Origin of the sequence: Citrobacter sp. ABFQG (assembly GCF_004322975.1) — a bacterium.
Classification (GTDB): domain Bacteria; phylum Pseudomonadota; class Gammaproteobacteria; order Enterobacterales; family Enterobacteriaceae; genus Citrobacter; species Citrobacter freundii.
This window is the reverse complement of the sequence record NZ_CP036435.1, coordinates 1288578-1306844: the sequence shown is the minus strand read 5'-3', so window position 1 is coordinate 1306844 and position 18267 is coordinate 1288578. Positions and strand designations below refer to the sequence as shown.

Below are 18267 nucleotides of genomic sequence, written 5' to 3'. Positions count from 1 at the left end.
CGCCTTACCCGGCCTACAACGTCACTCAACCGTAGGCCGGGTAAGCGTAGCGCCACCCGGCTTTGCATTTAAATCCACCACAAGAAGCCCCATATATGAAGAATGCGACGTTCTATCTTCTGGACAACGACACACAACAAGATGGTTTAAGCGCCGTCGAGCAACTGGTGTGTGAAATTGCCGCAGAACGTTGGCGGGCTGGCAAGCGCGTGCTTATCGCCTGTGAAAACGAAAAGCAGGCTCTTCGACTGGATGAAGCCCTGTGGGCAAGACCGGCAGAAAGCTTTGTTCCGCATAATCTGGCGGGCGAAGGCCCCAGAGGCGGCGCGCCGGTAGAGATTGCCTGGCCGGAGAAACGCAATAGCAGCCCGCGCGACCTGCTCATCAGTTTGCGCGTTGGCTTTGCAGATTTTGCCACCGCTTTCACAGAAGTGATAGACTTCGTTCCTTACGAAGATTCTTTGAAACAATCGGCACGCGATCGCTACAAAGCTTACCGCGTGGCTGGTTTTAACCTGAATACGGCAACCTGGAAATAATGGAAAAGACATACAACCCACAAGATATCGAACAGCCGCTTTACGAGCACTGGGAAAAGCAGGGCTATTTCAAACCTAACGGCGATGAAAGCAAAGAGTCCTTCTGCATCATGATCCCGCCGCCGAACGTCACCGGCAGTTTGCATATGGGTCATGCTTTCCAGCAAACCATCATGGATACCATGATTCGCTACCAGCGCATGCAGGGTAAAAACACCCTGTGGCAGGCTGGTACCGACCACGCGGGTATCGCTACCCAGATGGTGGTTGAGCGTAAGATTGCCGCTGAAGAAGGTAAAACCCGTCACGACTACGGTCGCGAAGCGTTTATCGATAAAATTTGGCAGTGGAAAGCGGAATCCGGCGGCACCATTACCCGTCAGATGCGCCGTCTCGGCAACTCCGTTGACTGGGAGCGCGAGCGCTTCACCATGGACGAAGGCCTTTCCAATGCCGTGAAAGAAGTCTTCGTTCGCCTGTACAAAGAAGACCTGATTTACCGTGGCAAGCGCCTGGTCAACTGGGACCCGAAACTGCGCACCGCTATTTCTGACCTGGAAGTGGAAAACCGCGAGTCTAAAGGCTCGATGTGGCACATCCGCTATCCGCTGGCCGACGGTGCGAAAACCGCTGACGGTAAAGATTACCTGGTCGTGGCGACCACCCGTCCGGAAACCATTCTGGGCGACACCGGCGTGGCCGTGAACCCGGAAGATCCACGCTATAAAGATCTGATCGGCAAATTCGTTATCCTGCCGCTGGTTAACCGCCGCATTCCGATTGTCGGTGATGAACACGCCGATATGGAAAAAGGTACCGGCTGCGTGAAGATCACCCCGGCACACGACTTTAACGACTACGAAGTCGGGAAACGTCACGGCCTGCCGATGATCAACATTCTGACCTTTGACGGTGACATCCGTGAAACCGCGGAAGTGTACGACACCAAAGGTGAAGAGTCCGACGTTTACTCCAATGAAATCCCGGCTGAGTTCCAGAAGCTGGAACGCTTTGCCGCGCGTAAAGCGATCGTCGCTGCCATTGATGCGATGGGCCTGCTGGAAGAGATCAAACCTCACGATCTGACCGTTCCTTACGGCGACCGTGGCGGTGTGGTTATCGAACCGATGCTGACCGACCAGTGGTACGTCCGTGCCGACGTGCTGGCAAAACCGGCGGTTGAAGCGGTTGAAAACGGCGACATCCAGTTCGTACCGAAGCAGTACGAAAACATGTACTTCTCCTGGATGCGCGATATTCAGGACTGGTGTATTTCCCGTCAGCTGTGGTGGGGTCACCGTATCCCGGCATGGTATGACAACGACGGCAACGTATATGTTGGCCGTACCGAAGACGAAGTGCGTCAGGAAAACAACCTCGGCGCCGACGTTCAGCTTCGTCAGGACGAAGACGTTCTGGATACCTGGTTCTCCTCCGCGCTGTGGACCTTCTCCACGCTCGGCTGGCCGGAAAACACCGACGCGCTGCGTCAGTTCCACCCAACCAGCGTGATGGTCTCCGGCTTCGACATTATCTTCTTCTGGATTGCCCGCATGATCATGATGACCATGCACTTCATCAAAGATGAAAACGGCAAGCCGCAGGTTCCGTTCCATACCGTCTACATGACCGGTCTGATTCGCGACGACGAAGGCCAGAAGATGTCCAAATCCAAGGGCAACGTTATCGACCCGCTGGATATGGTCGACGGTATCTCACTGCCGGAGCTGCTGGAGAAACGCACCGGCAACATGATGCAGCCGCAGCTGGCCGAGAAGATTGCCAAACGTACCGAGAAGCAGTTCCCGAACGGTATTGAGCCGCACGGCACCGACGCCCTGCGCTTTACCCTGGCGGCGCTGGCTTCGACCGGCCGCGATATCAACTGGGATATGAAGCGTCTGGAAGGTTACCGTAACTTCTGTAACAAGCTGTGGAACGCCAGCCGCTTCGTGCTGATGAACACTGAAGGAAATGATTGCGGCTTCAACGGCGGCGAAATGACCCTGTCTCTGGCAGACCGCTGGATCCTCGCTGAATTCAACCAGACCATCAAAGCGTACCGCGAAGCGCTGGATAACTTCCGCTTCGATATTGCTGCGGGCATCCTGTACGAGTTCACCTGGAACCAGTTCTGCGACTGGTATCTGGAGCTGACCAAGCCGGTAATGACCGGAGGAACTGATGCTGAACTGCGCGGCACCCGCAATACGCTGGTGACCGTGCTGGAAGGTCTGCTGCGCCTGGCGCACCCGATCATTCCGTTCATCACCGAAACCATCTGGCAGCGTGTGAAGGTGATTTGTGGCAACACCGCAGATACCATCATGCTGCAGCCGTTCCCGGAATATAACGCGGCTCAGGTAGATGAAGCGGCGCTGGCCGATACCGAATGGCTGAAGCAGGCGATCGTTGCCGTACGTAATATTCGCGCGGAAATGAATATTGCCCCGGGCAAACCGCTGGAGCTGCTGCTGCGTGGTTGCAGCGCGGACGCAATGCGTCGTGTAAACGACAACAAGAGCTTCCTGCTGAACCTGGCGCGTCTGGAAAGCATCACCGTGCTGCCAGCCGATGATAAAGGTCCGGTCTCCGTGACCAAAATCATCGACGGCGCCGAGCTGCTGATCCCGATGGCCGGCCTCATCAACAAAGACGATGAGCTGGCGCGTCTGGCGAAAGAAGTGGCGAAGATCGAAGGTGAGATTGCCCGTATCGAAGGCAAGCTGTCCAACGAAGGTTTCGTTGCTCGCGCCCCTGAAGCGGTCATCGCCAAAGAGCGTGAGAAGCTGGACGGTTATGCAGAAGCGAAAGCCAAGCTGATTGAACAGCAGGCGATTATCGCCGCGCTGTAAAGCTGTTTGCCGGATGGCGCTTGCGCTTATCCGGCAAACAGGCACCGTCAACGTAGGCCGGATAAGCGTAGCGCATCCGACGCCGCAGACAATAAAAGCCTCTGACGCATATGCTCAGAGGCTTTTTATTGAATTATCCTCGCTTGCGCTTCCCCTCACCGCAGTGGTATTAACTGCATATGTCTCACTTTTATGTCATGAGTTCGCTATGAGTGCCATTACCTCCGTCGCGGCAACGCTGCGCCGAATTTCTGCCGATGATAACGCCGCAATTGCCCGCGTTATCCGCAAAGTTTCCGCTGAATACGGCCTGACCGCCGATAAAGGCTACACCGTTGCCGACCCTGATCTGGACGAATTGTTCCAGGTTTACAGCCAGCCGGGCGCGGCCTACTGGGTGGTTGAGCAAAACGGTGAAGTCGTGGGCGGCGGCGGTGTTGCACCGTTAGGATGTAGTGAACCAGACATTTGCGAGCTGCAAAAGATGTACTTCCTGTCGAGCGCGCGCGGTCAGGGGCTGGCGAAAAAACTGGCGCTGATGGCGCTTGAACATGCCCGTGAGCAAGGTTTTAAGCAGTGCTATCTTGAGACCACGGCTTTTCTGACTGAGGCAATCCGCCTGTATGAGCATTTAGGCTTTGAGCATATCAGCGAAGCGCTGGGCTGTACCGGGCACGTAGATTGTGAAGTGCGAATGTTAAAGCCCCTCTGACCTTACGCCGAGAGGCTTTAACCGCGTTACTGCATCTCGGCTGAGAGCATCAGTCGAATAACGCCAGCCGCGCGAGCGGTTGGCAGCTTCAGCACCTGTGACCATAAATCTTGCACCATTTCACAGGCGACTTTCTCTTTGCCCACGCCTTTACTCGGATCGGCCATGATTTGGATATCCGGTCCAAAGCGTTGTACCAGCCCCGGACTGATGGATTGCAGATCCTGAAGCGCCAACTGTTTTTCTTCCGCCGTAACCGTATGTTTGTTCGGGCCATAGGCCGCGTGCATCATACTCATGTCGCTGGCCATACGACGGTTCATGAGCTCGCGCGGAATAATACGCACCGGGTTAATCCCGCCTTTCACTGCCGGGAATAAAAAGCGAAAACATTCGTCATTGCCCACTTTTGCCACCGCGGCAATCTGCTCGAGATTAATCTTCATATACTCGATCACGTTGGCATCAGGCGCCTGCTGCAAACGCGCCATCTGTACCTGTAGGATCTGCGGCTGAATAGCGTCGATAATCTGCTGTTCGCTTTTCCCCGCCTCTTTCAGCTGCGTTGCCTGGGTGAGGATGTTCTGCCACAGCGCTGGCTCCTGCTCCTTAAGCACCTGATAAACGGGCATGGACAGCATCGCGTTTTCAAATTTCTGCGCATCCGTCAGACCATAATCCGGGCTTTCGCGTGGGATCAGGTAGTGCACATCAAACAGATTCCACGCGATAATCGCCACCACAAAGACCACCGCGCCAGAGACCTTGCCCAGCCAGCCTTTTTTGCGAAACATGCCGACGACGATAGCAATCACCGCCCCGATATAACCTGCCAACAAAACGTGTGCCCAGTTCATTAACCATCCTTATGCCAAATCGTCTCTGTTACAGGGATATATTTCCCCTTCGATGTTTTGATTATTACGGCAGCAGCGAGCTATTTCCAGCCACCAGATTTTGCTAACAGAAACAGGAAGGATTAAACCGCGCGGCGATGGGCACCGCGCGTCAAAGAAAGGAACTAAGCTGGCACACCGCTGTGGAAGCGGAATTCATCGTCAGGAGAGGTGATCAACGCGGCTTCTACTTCGCCAAAAAACCGCACCCGGCTACTGATATCATCGGCTGAAACCTGCTGCGCCAGCGCCAGGTAATCCTGATAGTGCCGCGCCTCGGATCGCAGCAGCGACAGATAAAACGCCTGCAAATCGTCATCCAGATACGGTGCGAGCGCGGCGAACCGTTCACAGGAACGCGCCTCAATGTAAGCCCCGCAAATCAGTTTATCGATTAACGTCAGCGGCTCGTGGGTGCGCACCTCTTTGAGCATACCTTTGGCGTAACGGCTGGCGGTAATCTTAATATAGGGAATGTTGCGACTCATCATCGCCTCACGCACCTGCCAGAAATGATGCAGTTCTTCTTTGATCAGCAAAACCATGCTGTCGATAAGCTTGCGTCCCCACGGATCGTAGGTTTGCGGCATCACGCTTTTGCTTATCTGTTTATTCAGCGCGATAAAATCCGGCTCATCCCCTTCTCTGAAAGCAAACGCTTCATAGGGTTTCAGCCAGTCCAGCAGCGCCTGAGATCCCTGTTTATCTGCGACATACTTACGCACCAGCAGCATCGCCGTTTGCGCCGCTTTCAGCTCACAGACGAGGTGGTCGGTCAATAACAGAGGCAGATTAGCCGGGTCTCGCGCTTTATCAAGCCAGGCCTGGGGCGTTTTACAGTGCAGGAAATTGTGAATCGGGGAGAGTATTTGCAGATAATCCATACATTGTCCTTGGCCTGCGGCAGCCTGGGCTACCGCAGGTCAGTAGATGACTTAGTGACGCACGCCGTCATCATCTTCGTCGACGAGATCTTCATCGTCGCCGTCTTCACCTTCTTCGCCGTTCGGGTCTTCAAAATAGGTGCCCCAACCGTCGTATTCCACATCATATTTTTCAGCCAGGTTCATCAGCTGCTCAACCTGAGCATCGATCAACTCCGCATTCAGTGCACATTCGCTCAAAATGTCACAGCAAATAACCGTGTCGCCTTCTTCCACTTCCAGCTCTTCCGGCTCGGTCACTTCATAACCCAGCTTGAAGGCTTCTACTGCCGCTTTTTCCAGGGTTTCGAAGTCATCCGCGGAAAGGTGATGCTCAATGGTGTACAGCGCGTCTGGATCGCTGCCATCTTCGAGTAACTCTTCAATAATCAAGCGCGTTTCTTCACGCTGTTCTTCCAGTAGTTCCGGGTTTGCCATGGCTCGTTCCTCATAATGTCCTGCCGATACTCTTATTGTCACATACCGCTGTCATTGCCTCCACCTTTCCAGGAAAGATTTGTTAAACAAGGTTGCAAATGAATAAACATCCATATAAATTGAATTTTAATTCAATAAATGGCCTAAGCCATGTGAGGGAACCATGTCTGCGTTTTATCATAAACATTTTTTGAAACTGCTTGATTTCACCTCTGCTGAACTCACGTCACTGCTCCAGCTCGCCGCGCAGCTAAAGGCAGATAAGAAAAACGGCACTGAAGTCGCAAAGCTCACCGGTAAAAACATCGCGCTCATCTTCGAAAAAGACTCAACCCGCACCCGTTGCTCTTTCGAAGTTGCCGCATACGACCAGGGCGCTCGCGTGACGTATCTCGGGCCAAGCGGCAGCCAGATTGGCCATAAAGAGTCGATCAAAGACACCGCCCGCGTGCTCGGCCGCATGTACGACGGTATTCAGTATCGGGGACACGGCCAGGAGATTGTCGAGACGCTGGCGGAATATGCCGGAGTTCCGGTGTGGAACGGATTAACCAACGAGTTTCATCCCACCCAGTTGCTGGCGGATCTGTTAACTATGCAGGAACACCTGCCGGGTAAAGCGTTTAATGAGATGACGCTGGTCTACACCGGTGATGCCCGCAACAATATGGGCAATTCCATGCTGGAAGCCGCTGCGTTAACCGGGCTGGATCTGCGCCTGGTCGCACCGCAGGCCTGCTGGCCAGAGGAAAGTCTGGTTGCAGAGTGCAAAGCGCTGGCGCAGAAAAACGGCGGCAATATTACGCTGACCAAAGATGTCGCCGCGGGCGTGAAAGGTGCGGACTTTATCTATACCGACGTCTGGGTATCAATGGGCGAAGCAAAAGAGAAGTGGGCCGAACGTATTGCGCTGCTGCGTAAGTACCAGGTTAATAGCACGATGATGGCGTTGACCGGCAATCCACAGGTGAAATTCCTGCACTGCCTGCCCGCGTTTCATGACGATCAAACCACGCTTGGCAAACAAATGGCACAGGAATATGGTCTGCACGGCGGTATGGAAGTGACCGATGAGGTCTTTGAATCACCCGCCAGCATCGTATTTGATCAGGCGGAAAACCGGATGCACACCATCAAAGCGGTGATGGTGGCGACGCTGGCGAAGTGAGGGCATGGATGAAAAGAATGCCGGATGGCGATGCTAAGCATCTTATCCGGCCTACAACCGCGCTCTCGTAGGCCGGGCAAGGCGAAGCCGCCCCCGGCAAATACGCTTATGCCACTTGCATTTTCACCACGGCTTTGCGTACCAGCGCAGGAGCACCGACCGCGCACAGCGGTTTATGCACTTCACCCGGATAGAACACCACGAAATCACCTTCGTTCAGCACCACCGTTTTCTCCTGTACCCCTTCCGGCAGGAAGGCGATATCTTTATCCGCCAGCCAGTCAGTTTCCGGTGCGCCCGCAGGCTGCGTGCTGAAGGTCATTCCTTCCTGGCCTTTGAGCAGGATCTGAATATCCAGATAGCGGGCATGATACTCGGCGCGGCGCTGTGCAAACGGCTCCGTCATATCTTCGGCAATCAGATAAAACAGACGATCGCCGTCGATGTCATGCTTACCTTTTTCCGTCGCATCCGTCACATGCGCTTTAATGTGTTCAATTGCCTGACGCAGCTCTTCCGGCAGCCAGGCATCCAGGTTGTGAATATTGCCAACAATCATCTCAAACCCCTTAATTAAAACATCGTTTCATTTTAGTTGTTATACGAAAAAACGGCCTGCCATACTACTGCTATTTGCCGATATTTTGCGTCAACGCATGTTTATCGCTGATGGTGTTAAATAATTGCTAACTCTCAGCCACAGGTTATGCATAAACTTTGCATAACTTTCGGCTACCCTTTTCCAACAAGATCAGTAAAATACTGTTATTAAAGGATTTATTAGAAAAACCAGCTATCGATCACAGTTCACCTCTCCTTCGCAATCCTTCTTCATCGTCATATTTATTTTGAAATAAACTTTACCGCGCAAATAATAAAATCATATATTCGCATAATAATTCACAATACAGAAAAAAACACAAACAAATCAATGCATTACTTATATTGCAGCACACTAAAAGTGTACATAAAATTAACACCGATAAATAACAAGACATATTCCCGCGTAGTAATTCAATTATTCATGTTTTTATTTTATTAATTCTCCGAGCCATATCATAAATTAAACATCAAAAGTCAAATATCGACCTGACTGTGAAATAAATCACGTTTCCTCATCAAATAAGATCTAAATATAGATTCCGAAATCAGCTGAAAAGTCATGACTGCAATAAATATTATTTGCAGGCACATCCTCTTTATTTTTTAAAATAGTATTAAAGGAATAATGATGGAAAAGCATTATGTCGGGTCTGAAATCGGTCAATTACGTAGCGTAATGCTACATCGCCCTAATCTCAGCTTAAAAAGGCTGACACCATCAAATTGCCAGGAACTACTTTTTGATGATGTTCTTTCGGTAGAACGTGCAGGAGAAGAGCATGACATTTTCGCCAACACGTTACGTCAGCAAGGGATTGAGGTTCTGTTACTCACTGATTTATTGACACAAACCTTAGATGTCCAAGATGCCAAAGACTGGTTGCTGGAGACACAAATCTCTGATTATCGCCTTGGCCCCGCTTTCGCCACGGATATTCGCGCCTGGCTTGCAGATATGCAGCACCGGGAACTCGCCCGGCATTTAAGCGGTGGGCTAACCTACGGAGAAATTCCTGCCTCAATCAAAAATATGGTGGTCGATACTCACGATATTAATGACTTTATTATGAAGCCATTACCAAACCACTTATTTACCCGCGACACCTCATGCTGGATATATAACGGTGTGTCAATTAACCCAATGGCAAAAACCGCGCGACAAAGAGAAACCAATAACCTGCGGGCGATCTACCGTTGGCACCCTCAATTTGCTGATGGTGAATTTATTAAATATTTCGGCGATGAAAATATTAATTACGACCACGCCACATTAGAAGGTGGGGATGTGCTGGTCATTGGTCGCGGCGCGGTGCTCATCGGTATGTCGGAACGCACCACGCCGCAGGGCATTGAATTCCTTGCCCAGTCGCTGTTTAAGCATCGCCAGGCTGAACGCGTCATCGCGGTTGAACTGCCGAAACATCGCTCCTGTATGCACCTCGATACCGTCATGACCCACATTGATATCGATACCTTCTCCGTCTACCCGGAAGTGGTACGCCCGGATGTCCAGTGCTGGACCCTGACGCCAGACGGGCGCGGCGGCTTGAAACGCACCCAGGAAAGTACTCTGGTACATGCCCTCGAAAAAGCGCTGGGCCTCGACCAAATCACGCTGATAACCACCGGGGGCGACGCCTTCGAAGCTGAACGCGAACAGTGGAATGACGCCAACAACGTCCTGACGCTACGCCCCGGTGTGGTCGTGGGCTATGAGCGCAACATCTGGACCAACGAGAAATACGACAAAGCGGGCATCACCGTTTTACCCATTCCTGGCGACGAACTTGGACGTGGACGCGGCGGCGCACGCTGCATGAGCTGCCCACTGGAACGCGACGGTATTTAAGGAAAAGTCATGGAAAACAAACCTACTCTGGTTGTGGCGTTGGGCGGCAATGCGCTGCTCAAACGCGGCGAGCCGCTGGAAGCTGACATCCAGCGCAAGAACATTGAGCTGGCGGCAAAGACTATCGCTCAGCTCACACAGCAATGGCGCGTGATTCTGGTGCACGGCAATGGCCCACAGGTTGGACTTTTGGCGTTACAGAACAGCGCTTATGACCGCGTCACCCCTTATCCGCTCGACATTCTCGGTGCGGAAAGTCAGGGAATGATTGGCTATATGCTGCAACAAGCTCTGAAAAACCAGCTGCCGCAACGTGAAATCAGCGTCCTGCTGACTCAGGTTGAAGTCGATGCCCACGATCCAGCCTTCAGTAATCCGACCAAATATATCGGACCGATTTACGACGACGCTCAGGCTAAAACGCTACACGCGGAAAAAGGCTGGATTTTCAAAGCCGATGGTAAAGCGTTCCGTCGCGTTGTGCCCTCTCCACAACCCAAACGTATCGTTGAAAGTGATGCTATTCGCACATTGATCGCCCGCGATCATCTGGTGATTTGCAACGGCGGTGGCGGCGTACCGGTGGTGGAAAAAGCCGATGGCTTCCACGGCATTGAAGCAGTGATCGACAAGGATCTCTCCGCCGCCCTGCTCGCCCGCCAACTCCATGCCGATGCGTTGTTGATCCTCACCGATGCTGATGCCGTGTACCTCGACTGGGGCAAACCTACCCAGCGCCCACTGTCCCAGGTCACCCCGGAACTGCTCGGTGAAATGCAATTCGACGCCGGTTCAATGGGCCCCAAAGTCACCGCCTGCGCGGAATTCGTCTCTCACTGTCGTGGGATTGCTGGCATCGGTTCACTGGCCGACGGCTCGGCCATTCTCGCCGGCGACAAAGGCACGCTAATTCGTCTCGAAACCACCGACGCTAACGCGTAGGACTTTTTTTTGCCGGATGACGGCTTCGCCTTATCCGGCCTACATAAGGACATTTTCATGACTGTTAACCTGAAAAATCGCAATTTTCTCAAACTGCTGGACTACACCCCGACGGAAATCCAGTACCTGATCGATCTGGCTATCGAGTTAAAAACGGCAAAAAAGGCCGGGCGCGAAAGACAGACGCTGGTCGGTAAAAATATCGCGCTGATCTTCGAAAAAACCTCAACCCGTACCCGCTGTGCCTTTGAAGTCGGCGCTTTCGATCAAGGCGCACAGGTGACCTATCTCGGCCCAAGTGGATCGCAGATCGGCCATAAAGAATCAATGAAAGATACTGCCCGCGTGCTAGGCCGCATGTACGACGGCATTGAATATCGCGGATACGGCCAGGACATTGTGGAGGAACTGGGGCAATTTGCCGGAGTTCCTGTTTGGAATGGACTGACAAATGAATTTCACCCCACCCAAATCCTCGCGGATCTGATGACCATGCTGGAACACGCCCCGGGTAAAACCTTGCCGGAACTGAGTTTCGCTTATCTCGGTGACGCCCGCAATAACATGGGTAATTCGCTGATGGTTGGCGCAGCGAAAATGGGGATGGATATCCGTCTGGTCGCACCTAAATCCTTCTGGCCTGACGAGGCGCTGGTTGCCGAATGCCGTGAAATTGCCAGCGTGACTGGCGCACGCATTACGCTCACAGAGGATGTTGAGGAAGGCGTATACGACGTCGATTTCCTCTACACCGATGTCTGGGTCTCTATGGGCGAACCCAAAGAAGCCTGGGCAGAACGCGTTAGCCTGATGACGCCCTATCAAATTAACCAGCGGGTCATCAACGCAACCGGTAACCCCAATGTGAAATTTATGCACTGTCTGCCCGCCTTCCATAACGAGCACACAAAGGTTGGACGTGAAATCGAAATGGCCTACGGCCTGAAAGGGCTTGAAGTCACGGAAGAGGTTTATGAGTCAGCTCATTCCATCGTCTTCGACGAAGCAGAGAACCGGATGCATACCATTAAAGCGGTAATGGTAGCGACCCTCGGCGACTAACCCCAGCGGGCGTATGTCGCCTGACGGCATATGCCCAAGCTATCCGGAGAACATCATGGGCAAATTCAAATTTCCCAGCGCATATACCATCCTGTTTATTCTCATTGCACTCGTCGCGGTTATGACCTGGATAGTCCCGGCAGGGAAATACCAGATGGCGATGAATGCTACTCTGGGCAAAGAAGTGCCAGTTGCCGGTACTTATGCCCCCACAGAGGCGCACCCGCAAGGTTTTACCGCTGTACTGCTGGCCCCGATTGACGGTCTTTACAACCACGAAACCTATACCGCAGGCGCAATTGATGTGGCGTTGTTTGTCCTGATTATTGGTGGGTTTCTCGGCGTAGTAAACAAAACAGGCGCCATCGACGCAGGTATCGAGCGCGTGACGGTCAGGTTGAACGGTAAAGAGGAGTGGATGATCCCCATTCTAATGGGGCTTTTCGCCGCCGGAGGTACGATTTACGGGATGGCGGAGGAATCACTCCCATTCTACACATTGCTGGTTCCGGTCATGATGGCCGCACGCTTTGATCCGTTGGTTGCCGCCGCCACCGTTCTGCTCGGCGCGGGCATTGGCACACTCGGCTCGACAATCAACCCTTTCGCAACGGTTATCGCGGCTAACGCCGCCGGGATCCCCTTCACCCAGGGAATGCTGATGCGCATTCTGCTGCTGATCGTCGGCTATGTTATCTGTGTGGTGTGGGTCATGCGTTATGCGCGCAAAGTCCGCAATCACCCGGAGTTGTCGATTGTGGCGGATAAAATGGAGGAAAACCGTGCGCATTTTCTCGGCAATCGCGGCAATACCAATCTTGAATTCACAGCCACGCGTAAGTGGATCCTGCTGATATTCGCCGCCGCCTTTGCGGTAATGATTTATGGCGTCGCGGTACTCGGATGGTGGATGGCAGAAATATCCGCAGTCTTTCTGGGTTCTGCCATTATCGTCGGCGTGATTGCCCGCATGAGTGAAGAAGCCTTCACCAGTACCTTCATTGACGGTGCGCGGGATCTGCTTGGCGTGGCGCTGATTATCGGCATTGCACGCGGTATCGTGGTGGTGATGGACAACGGCATGATCACCCACACTATTTTGCACAGCGCCGAAAATTTAGTCTCCGGTCTGTCCACCACCATTTTCATCAATGTAACCTACTGGCTGGAAGTATTGCTCTCCTTCCTGGTCCCTTCCTCGTCTGGCCTGGCGGTGCTCACGATGCCCATTATGGCCCCGCTGGCCGACTTCGCGCATGTACAGAGAGATCTGGTCGTCACCGCGTATCAATCCGCTTCCGGCATTGTGAATCTGATTACACCCACCTCAGCCGTCGTGATGGGTGGGTTAGCCATCGCCCGTGTTCCTTACGTGCGCTACCTGAAATGGGTCGCCCCGCTCCTGCTCATTTTGACGTTACTGAACATGGCCGTCCTGAGTATCGGCGCGATGTTGTAGCCCTTTTAGCCGTCGGATCCCGACGGCTTTTTTGAGCGCATTCTCGTTTTTCTGCGCAACCGCCCGTTTGAGCCGTTATTGATACTGCAAATGTGGTGAATTTCGCCATCACATTGATACAAATGATAAACTTAGGGTGTATTTATGAAGGAATTCGATGATTACTCGACCAAAGAGCAGAAACAATTGGCGATTTGTCAGCGCCTGATTAGCGAAAAAAGCTACCTTTCTCAGGAAGCGCTTCGCCGCGATCTCCAACACCATGGTTTTACCGGAATTAGCCAGTCAACGGTATCCCGTCTGCTGAAACTACTCGGGGCTATAAAAATAAGAAATACAAAAGGGCAAAAAATTTATTCTGTAAATCCGCAGTCGCGCCCCGCTCCTGATGCTGCCCGATCGATTGCTGAAATGGTGGTCAGCGTTGAGCACAATAGCGAATTTATCCTCATCCACACGGCGGCAGGTTATGGCCGTGCCGTTGCCAGAATCCTCGATTACCACGCGTTACCAGAGATTCTGGGTGTCATCGCTGGCAGCAGTATTGTCTGGGTTGCGCCGCGAGTTGTGCAGCGAACGGGGCTGGTGCACAAGCAGATTAACTATCTATTTAAAATGAATTAAAATTCATAAGAACCGTTTGCGGTGAATAAATTGTGCATTTTCCGCTTGATCCCATAACGGAGCTGAGTATAATCGCGGACAATTTGCCGGGAGGATGTATGGTTCAGTGTGTACGACATTTTGTCTTACCGCGTCTGAAAAAGGACGCTGGCCTGCCGTTTTTCTTTCCGTTGATCACCCATTCCGAGCCCCTCAATTGAGGGGCTTTTTTTTTGCCCAGGCGTCAGGAGATAAACATGGCTAACCCGCTCTATCAAAAACACATCATTTCCATAAACGACCTCAGCCGCGATGACCTCAATCTGGTCCTCGCGACGGCGGCGAAATTAAAAGCTAACCCACAGCCGGAGCTGTTAAAGCATAAGGTTATCGCCAGTTGCTTCTTTGAAGCGTCAACCCGCACCCGTTTATCCTTTGAAACCTCCATGCACCGCCTGGGCGCCAGCGTGGTGGGTTTTTCTGACAGCAGCAACACGTCGCTGGGCAAAAAAGGCGAAACCCTGGCCGATACCATTTCCGTCATCAGCACCTATGTCGACGCCATCGTCATGCGTCATCCGCAGGAAGGCGCCGCACGTCTGGCTACGGAGTTCTCCGGTAACGTTCCGGTACTGAACGCAGGCGACGGCTCCAACCAACATCCCACCCAAACGCTGCTGGACCTGTTTACCATTCAGGAAACGCAGGGTCGCCTGGACAATCTGCACATCGCCATGGTGGGTGACCTGAAATATGGCCGTACCGTCCACTCCCTGACCCAGGCGCTGGCGAAGTTCGAAGGTAACCGTTTCTACTTCATCGCCCCGGACGCACTGGCCATGCCGCAATACATTCTGGATATGCTGAACGAAAAAGGTATCGCCTGGAGCCTGCACGGCACTATCGAAGAGGTGATGGCGGAGGTCGATATCCTCTACATGACCCGCGTACAAAAAGAGCGTCTGGACCCGTCCGAATACGCCAACGTGAAAGCACAGTTTGTCCTGCGCGCCAGCGATTTGAACGGCGCCAGAGCAAACATGAAGGTGCTACATCCGCTGCCGCGCATCGATGAAATCACCACCGACGTCGATAAGACGCCGCACGCCTGGTATTTCCAGCAGGCTGGCAACGGCATCTTCGCCCGCCAGGCGTTACTGGCATTGGTACTGAATAGCGAACTGGCACTGTAAGGGAGAAAAAAAGATGACACACGATAACAAACTGCAGGTTGAAGCCATCAAACGTGGCACCGTGATTGACCACATTCCCGCACAGGTTGGTTTTAAGCTGCTGACGCTGTTCAAACTGACGGAAACCGACCAACGTATCACCATCGGTCTGAACCTGCCGTCTGGCGAGATGGGCCGTAAGGATCTGATTAAAATCGAAAACACGTTCCTGACCGACGAGCAGGTAAACCAGCTCTCCCTGTACGCCCCGCAGGCAACGGTAAACCGCATTGACGATTACGACGTAGTGGGTAAATCACGTCCGAGCCTGCCTGAGCGTATCGATAACGTGCTGGTTTGCCCGAACAGCAACTGCATCAGTCATGCTGAGCCGGTTTCTTCCAGTTTTGCAGTGAAAAAACGTGCCGATGACATCGCACTCAAATGCAAATACTGTGAAAAAGAGTTTTCGCATTATGTGGTGCTGGCCAACTAATTGGGGTTGGTTATGAGATCCCGGCTCCCGTTACACATAAGCATTCGCAATGCATCGAGGCGGCAAGTCCGATTATCACTGGGAGCATAGTAAACTATGTGACCAGGGTAAGAGGACGTAGCCAACGAAGAGGCAGTGTGAAGGATGACGTGTATAATGGGCGGGAACATTCTACTACCGCTGTAAATTCAGGAGAAATCATGAGCAAGACTATCGCGACGGAAAATGCACCAGCAGCAATCGGCCCATACGTTCAGGGCGTTGACCTGGGTAGCATGGTAATCACTTCCGGTCAGATCCCGGTCGATCCGAAAACCGGTGCCGTAGCGGAAGACGTATCCGCTCAGGCACGTCAGTCGCTGGAAAACGTAAAAGCTATCGTTGAAGCAGCAGGCCTGAAAGTGGGCGACATCGTAAAAACGACCGTTTTCGTTAAAGACCTGAACGATTTCGCCACCGTAAACGCGACCTACGAAGCATTCTTCACCGAGCACAACGCGACCTTCCCGGCGCGTTCTTGCGTAGAAGTTGCCCGTCTGCCGAAAGACGTGAAAATCGAGATTGAAGCGATCGCCGTTCGTCGCTAAGTCTCCTTGTGCCGGATGGCGGCTTCGCCTTATCCGGCCTACGCAAGCGTAGTTTGTAGGCCCGGTAAGCGTGAGCGCCACCGGGCATTTATCACATCACGCCAAACAATTTCGGCAGGAACAGCGAAATCGCCGGAATGTACGTCACCAACATCAACACCAGGAATAGCACAAGGTAGAACGGCAGCATCGCCTTTACCACCTGCTCTATTTTCTGCTTACTCACCGCACTGGCCACAAACAGCACCGACCCTACCGGTGGCGTAATAAGGCCGATCCCTAAGTTCACCAGCATGATCATGCCAAAATGGACTGGATCAATGCCGAGCGCGTTGGTCACTGGCAGCAGAACCGGCGTCAAAATCAGGATCAGCGGTGCCATATCCATCAGCGTACCGATCAGCAGCAGCATGATGTTAATGCACATCAGAATGACGTATTTGTTGTCCGAGATGCTGGTGAAAGCTTCAGTGATACGCATCGGCAACTGCATATAGGTCATAACGGCGCCGAACGCAGCGGCAAAGCCTATCAGGATCATGACGATCGTGACCGTTTTCACCGTGCGGAACATCAGCTTTGGCAGCTCAGACCATTTATAGTCACGATAGATAAACATGGTGACAAAGAAGGCCCAAAGGCAGGCAATCGCCGCAGATTCCGTCGCGGTAAAGATACCTGACAGGATGCCGCCCATGATGATCACAACCGTCATCAGGCCCCACAGCGTATCGACGAAAATCTTCAGCGCCTGGCGAAACGGTACGCGTTCCCCTTTTGGATAACCGCGCTTGTGCGCAAAAGCCACGCACATTACCATCAGACTGAAACTTAACAGCAGGCCCGGCAGGATCCCGGCGATGAACAGTGCGGCAATCGACACCGTTCCGCCTGTAGCCAGCGAGTAAATAACCGAGTTATGGCTGGGCGGCGTAAGAATCGCCTGCACCGAACCACTGGCCGTTACCGCCGCGGCAAAGTCGCGCGGATAACCTTTTTTATCCATTTCCGGGATCATTACCGAACCAATGGATGCGGTATCCGCTACAGACGATCCAGAAATAGCGCCAAAAAAGGTTGATGCCACAATGTTTACCAGCGACAGTCCGCCGCGAATAAAGCCAACAAAAATATAGGCAAAGTTCACCAGTCGCCGCGCAATTCCCCCTTCGGCCATAATAGCCCCGGCCAGAATAAAGAACGGGATCGCCAGCAGGGAGAACTTATTCACCCCGCTGGTCAGTTGGATCATCACCGCTTCCAGCGGAATATCAATGTACCAGGCGCCAATGATGGCGCTAATCCCTACCGCGTACGCTACCGGTACCCCAATTGCCAGCATAATGCCGAGCGTAAAGACGAGAATAAATGCATCCATCTGCTTTCCTTTCTGAAATGGGGGCGGTAACTAGCTGGTCGATCCCAGCATGACAACGGGACGTTGGTACTGCGGACCACGGAAAATCTTTTCTGCGATAAACAGCAGCGTTATGGCAGAGCCAATCGGCAATGGAAGGTAGTTTTGCCCGGCGCTTAAAAGCGGGAATTCGGCCACGGGCTGTCCCCACAGCTCAAGACAGAGATTGGTTCCGTACCAGAGGATAAAAAGGCTTATCGCCACTAACATAACGTCAGCGATTACAGAGCAATAACGGCGGGAAGCATCACCCAGACGGTCAATCACCATACTTACCGCGATATGCGAGCCTGCACGATAGCTCACCGCCGCGCCAATAAAGGTGAATGTCACCATACACAGAATAGCGACGGGTTCAGGCCATGACAGGGCGTTATTCAGAACATAACGCGCGAATATACCAATGGGGATAATGGCGACCATGACTAATAATGCGATACCGGCAATCCACATTGACACCCGATAAAGAAAATCCATTACCGATGAATAGCATTCACCCATAATCATCACCTCGAATTAATCAAAAGATTCAGGCGGAGGGTTGAT

The 18267-nt window shown here is 52.7% G+C and carries 20 protein-coding genes; 13 read left to right on the top strand and 7 right to left on the bottom strand.

The window, feature by feature from the left end; genetic code table 11:
* Positions 1-95: 95 nt before the first annotated feature.
* The 3 genes from holC (at position 96) to WN16_RS06375 (ending at position 4106) form a co-directional block, all read left to right on the top strand.
* A complete protein-coding gene (gene holC, locus WN16_RS06385) occupies positions 96-539 on the top strand; it encodes a DNA polymerase III subunit chi (RefSeq protein WP_003025862.1) in 444 nt (147 codons plus the stop codon).
* Positions 539-3394, top strand: coding sequence for a valine--tRNA ligase (locus WN16_RS06380; RefSeq protein ID WP_088169061.1), 2856 nt, complete (start codon positions 539-541; stop codon positions 3392-3394). Before holC ends, WN16_RS06380 begins: the two co-directional genes overlap by 1 nt.
* A 208-nt stretch (positions 3395-3602) precedes the next feature.
* Entirely contained in the window at positions 3603-4106 is a 504-nt protein-coding gene (locus WN16_RS06375; RefSeq protein ID WP_003844894.1) for a GNAT family N-acetyltransferase, read from the top strand.
* Positions 4107-4132: 26 nt separating this feature from the next.
* Here WN16_RS06375 and WN16_RS06370 read toward each other — a convergent pair whose 3' ends face one another.
* The 3 genes from WN16_RS06370 to rraB form a co-directional block, all read right to left on the bottom strand.
* The gene (locus tag WN16_RS06370) at positions 4133-4963 is read right to left on the bottom strand and encodes a hypothetical protein (RefSeq protein ID WP_003839625.1); all 831 of its coding nucleotides are present in this window, start codon (positions 4961-4963) and stop codon (positions 4133-4135) included.
* Positions 4964-5127: 164 nt separating this feature from the next.
* A complete protein-coding gene (gene miaE, locus WN16_RS06365) occupies positions 5128-5886 on the bottom strand; it encodes a tRNA isopentenyl-2-thiomethyl-A-37 hydroxylase MiaE (protein WP_044699132.1) in 759 nt (252 codons plus the stop codon).
* A gap of 51 nt (positions 5887-5937) precedes the next feature.
* Entirely contained in the window at positions 5938-6363 is a 426-nt protein-coding gene (rraB, locus tag WN16_RS06360; RefSeq protein ID WP_003025845.1) for a ribonuclease E inhibitor RraB, read from the bottom strand.
* Between the two features lie 163 nt (positions 6364-6526).
* Between rraB and argF (WN16_RS06355) the strand changes: the two genes are divergently transcribed.
* A complete protein-coding gene (gene argF, locus WN16_RS06355) occupies positions 6527-7531 on the top strand; it encodes an ornithine carbamoyltransferase (RefSeq protein WP_044699134.1) in 1005 nt (334 codons plus the stop codon).
* Positions 7532-7637: 106 nt separating this feature from the next.
* Here the strand turns inward: argF (WN16_RS06355) and WN16_RS06350 are convergent, their stop codons facing one another.
* Positions 7638-8090 (bottom strand): YhcH/YjgK/YiaL family protein, encoded by a 453-nt coding sequence (locus WN16_RS06350; RefSeq protein WP_003839618.1) that lies wholly within the window; start codon positions 8088-8090, stop codon positions 7638-7640.
* Between the two features lie 672 nt (positions 8091-8762).
* Between WN16_RS06350 and arcA the strand changes: the two genes are divergently transcribed.
* The 5 genes from arcA to WN16_RS06325 all read left to right on the top strand — a co-directional run bounded on the left by arcA (position 8763) and on the right by WN16_RS06325 (position 14070).
* The gene (gene arcA / locus WN16_RS06345; RefSeq protein ID WP_003025834.1) at positions 8763-9983 is read left to right on the top strand and encodes an arginine deiminase; all 1221 of its coding nucleotides are present in this window, start codon (positions 8763-8765) and stop codon (positions 9981-9983) included.
* A gap of 9 nt (positions 9984-9992) precedes the next feature.
* Entirely contained in the window at positions 9993-10925 is a 933-nt protein-coding gene (arcC, locus tag WN16_RS06340) for a carbamate kinase (RefSeq protein WP_044699137.1), read from the top strand.
* Between the two features lie 57 nt (positions 10926-10982).
* Positions 10983-11987, top strand: a complete 1005-nt coding sequence (gene argF / locus WN16_RS06335; protein ID WP_044699139.1) for an ornithine carbamoyltransferase — start codon at positions 10983-10985, stop codon at positions 11985-11987.
* Between the two features lie 55 nt (positions 11988-12042).
* Entirely contained in the window at positions 12043-13446 is a 1404-nt protein-coding gene (locus WN16_RS06330; protein WP_003844905.1) for a YfcC family protein, read from the top strand.
* A gap of 144 nt (positions 13447-13590) precedes the next feature.
* Positions 13591-14070: an arginine repressor gene (locus WN16_RS06325; RefSeq protein ID WP_003839609.1), complete on the top strand. Its 480-nt coding sequence runs from the start codon at positions 13591-13593 to the stop codon at positions 14068-14070.
* Here the strand turns inward: WN16_RS06325 and WN16_RS06320 are convergent.
* Entirely contained in the window at positions 14067-14189 is a 123-nt protein-coding gene (locus WN16_RS06320) for a hypothetical protein (RefSeq protein WP_085951582.1), read from the bottom strand. The two genes, WN16_RS06325 and WN16_RS06320, sit on opposite strands and share 4 nt — an antisense overlap.
* Here WN16_RS06320 and WN16_RS06315 point away from each other — a divergent pair.
* The 4 genes from WN16_RS06315 (at position 14165) to ridA (ending at position 16304) form a co-directional block, all read left to right on the top strand.
* Positions 14165-14314 (top strand): hypothetical protein, encoded by a 150-nt coding sequence (locus tag WN16_RS06315; RefSeq protein ID WP_230131637.1) that lies wholly within the window; start codon positions 14165-14167, stop codon positions 14312-14314. The two genes, WN16_RS06320 and WN16_RS06315, sit on opposite strands and share 25 nt — an antisense overlap.
* Complete coding sequence (pyrB, locus tag WN16_RS06305; protein WP_003025818.1) at positions 14307-15242, top strand: aspartate carbamoyltransferase; 936 nt, start codon at positions 14307-14309, stop codon at positions 15240-15242. The genes WN16_RS06315 and pyrB overlap by 8 nt, the downstream gene beginning before the upstream one ends.
* A 13-nt stretch (positions 15243-15255) precedes the next feature.
* Complete coding sequence (gene pyrI, locus WN16_RS06300; protein WP_003025816.1) at positions 15256-15717, top strand: aspartate carbamoyltransferase regulatory subunit; 462 nt, start codon at positions 15256-15258, stop codon at positions 15715-15717.
* A 200-nt stretch (positions 15718-15917) separates the two neighbouring features.
* On the top strand, positions 15918-16304 hold the full coding sequence (ridA, locus tag WN16_RS06295; protein WP_000047544.1) for a 2-iminobutanoate/2-iminopropanoate deaminase: 387 nt from the start codon (positions 15918-15920) through the stop codon (positions 16302-16304).
* A 91-nt stretch (positions 16305-16395) separates the two neighbouring features.
* Here the strand turns inward: ridA and WN16_RS06290 are convergent, their stop codons facing one another.
* Positions 16396-17682, bottom strand: coding sequence for a TRAP transporter large permease (locus WN16_RS06290; protein ID WP_003839607.1), 1287 nt, complete (start codon positions 17680-17682; stop codon positions 16396-16398).
* Between the two features lie 30 nt (positions 17683-17712).
* Positions 17713-18222: a TRAP transporter small permease gene (locus tag WN16_RS06285; RefSeq protein ID WP_003839606.1), complete on the bottom strand. Its 510-nt coding sequence runs from the start codon at positions 18220-18222 to the stop codon at positions 17713-17715.
* Between the last annotated feature and the right edge of the window lie 45 nt (positions 18223-18267).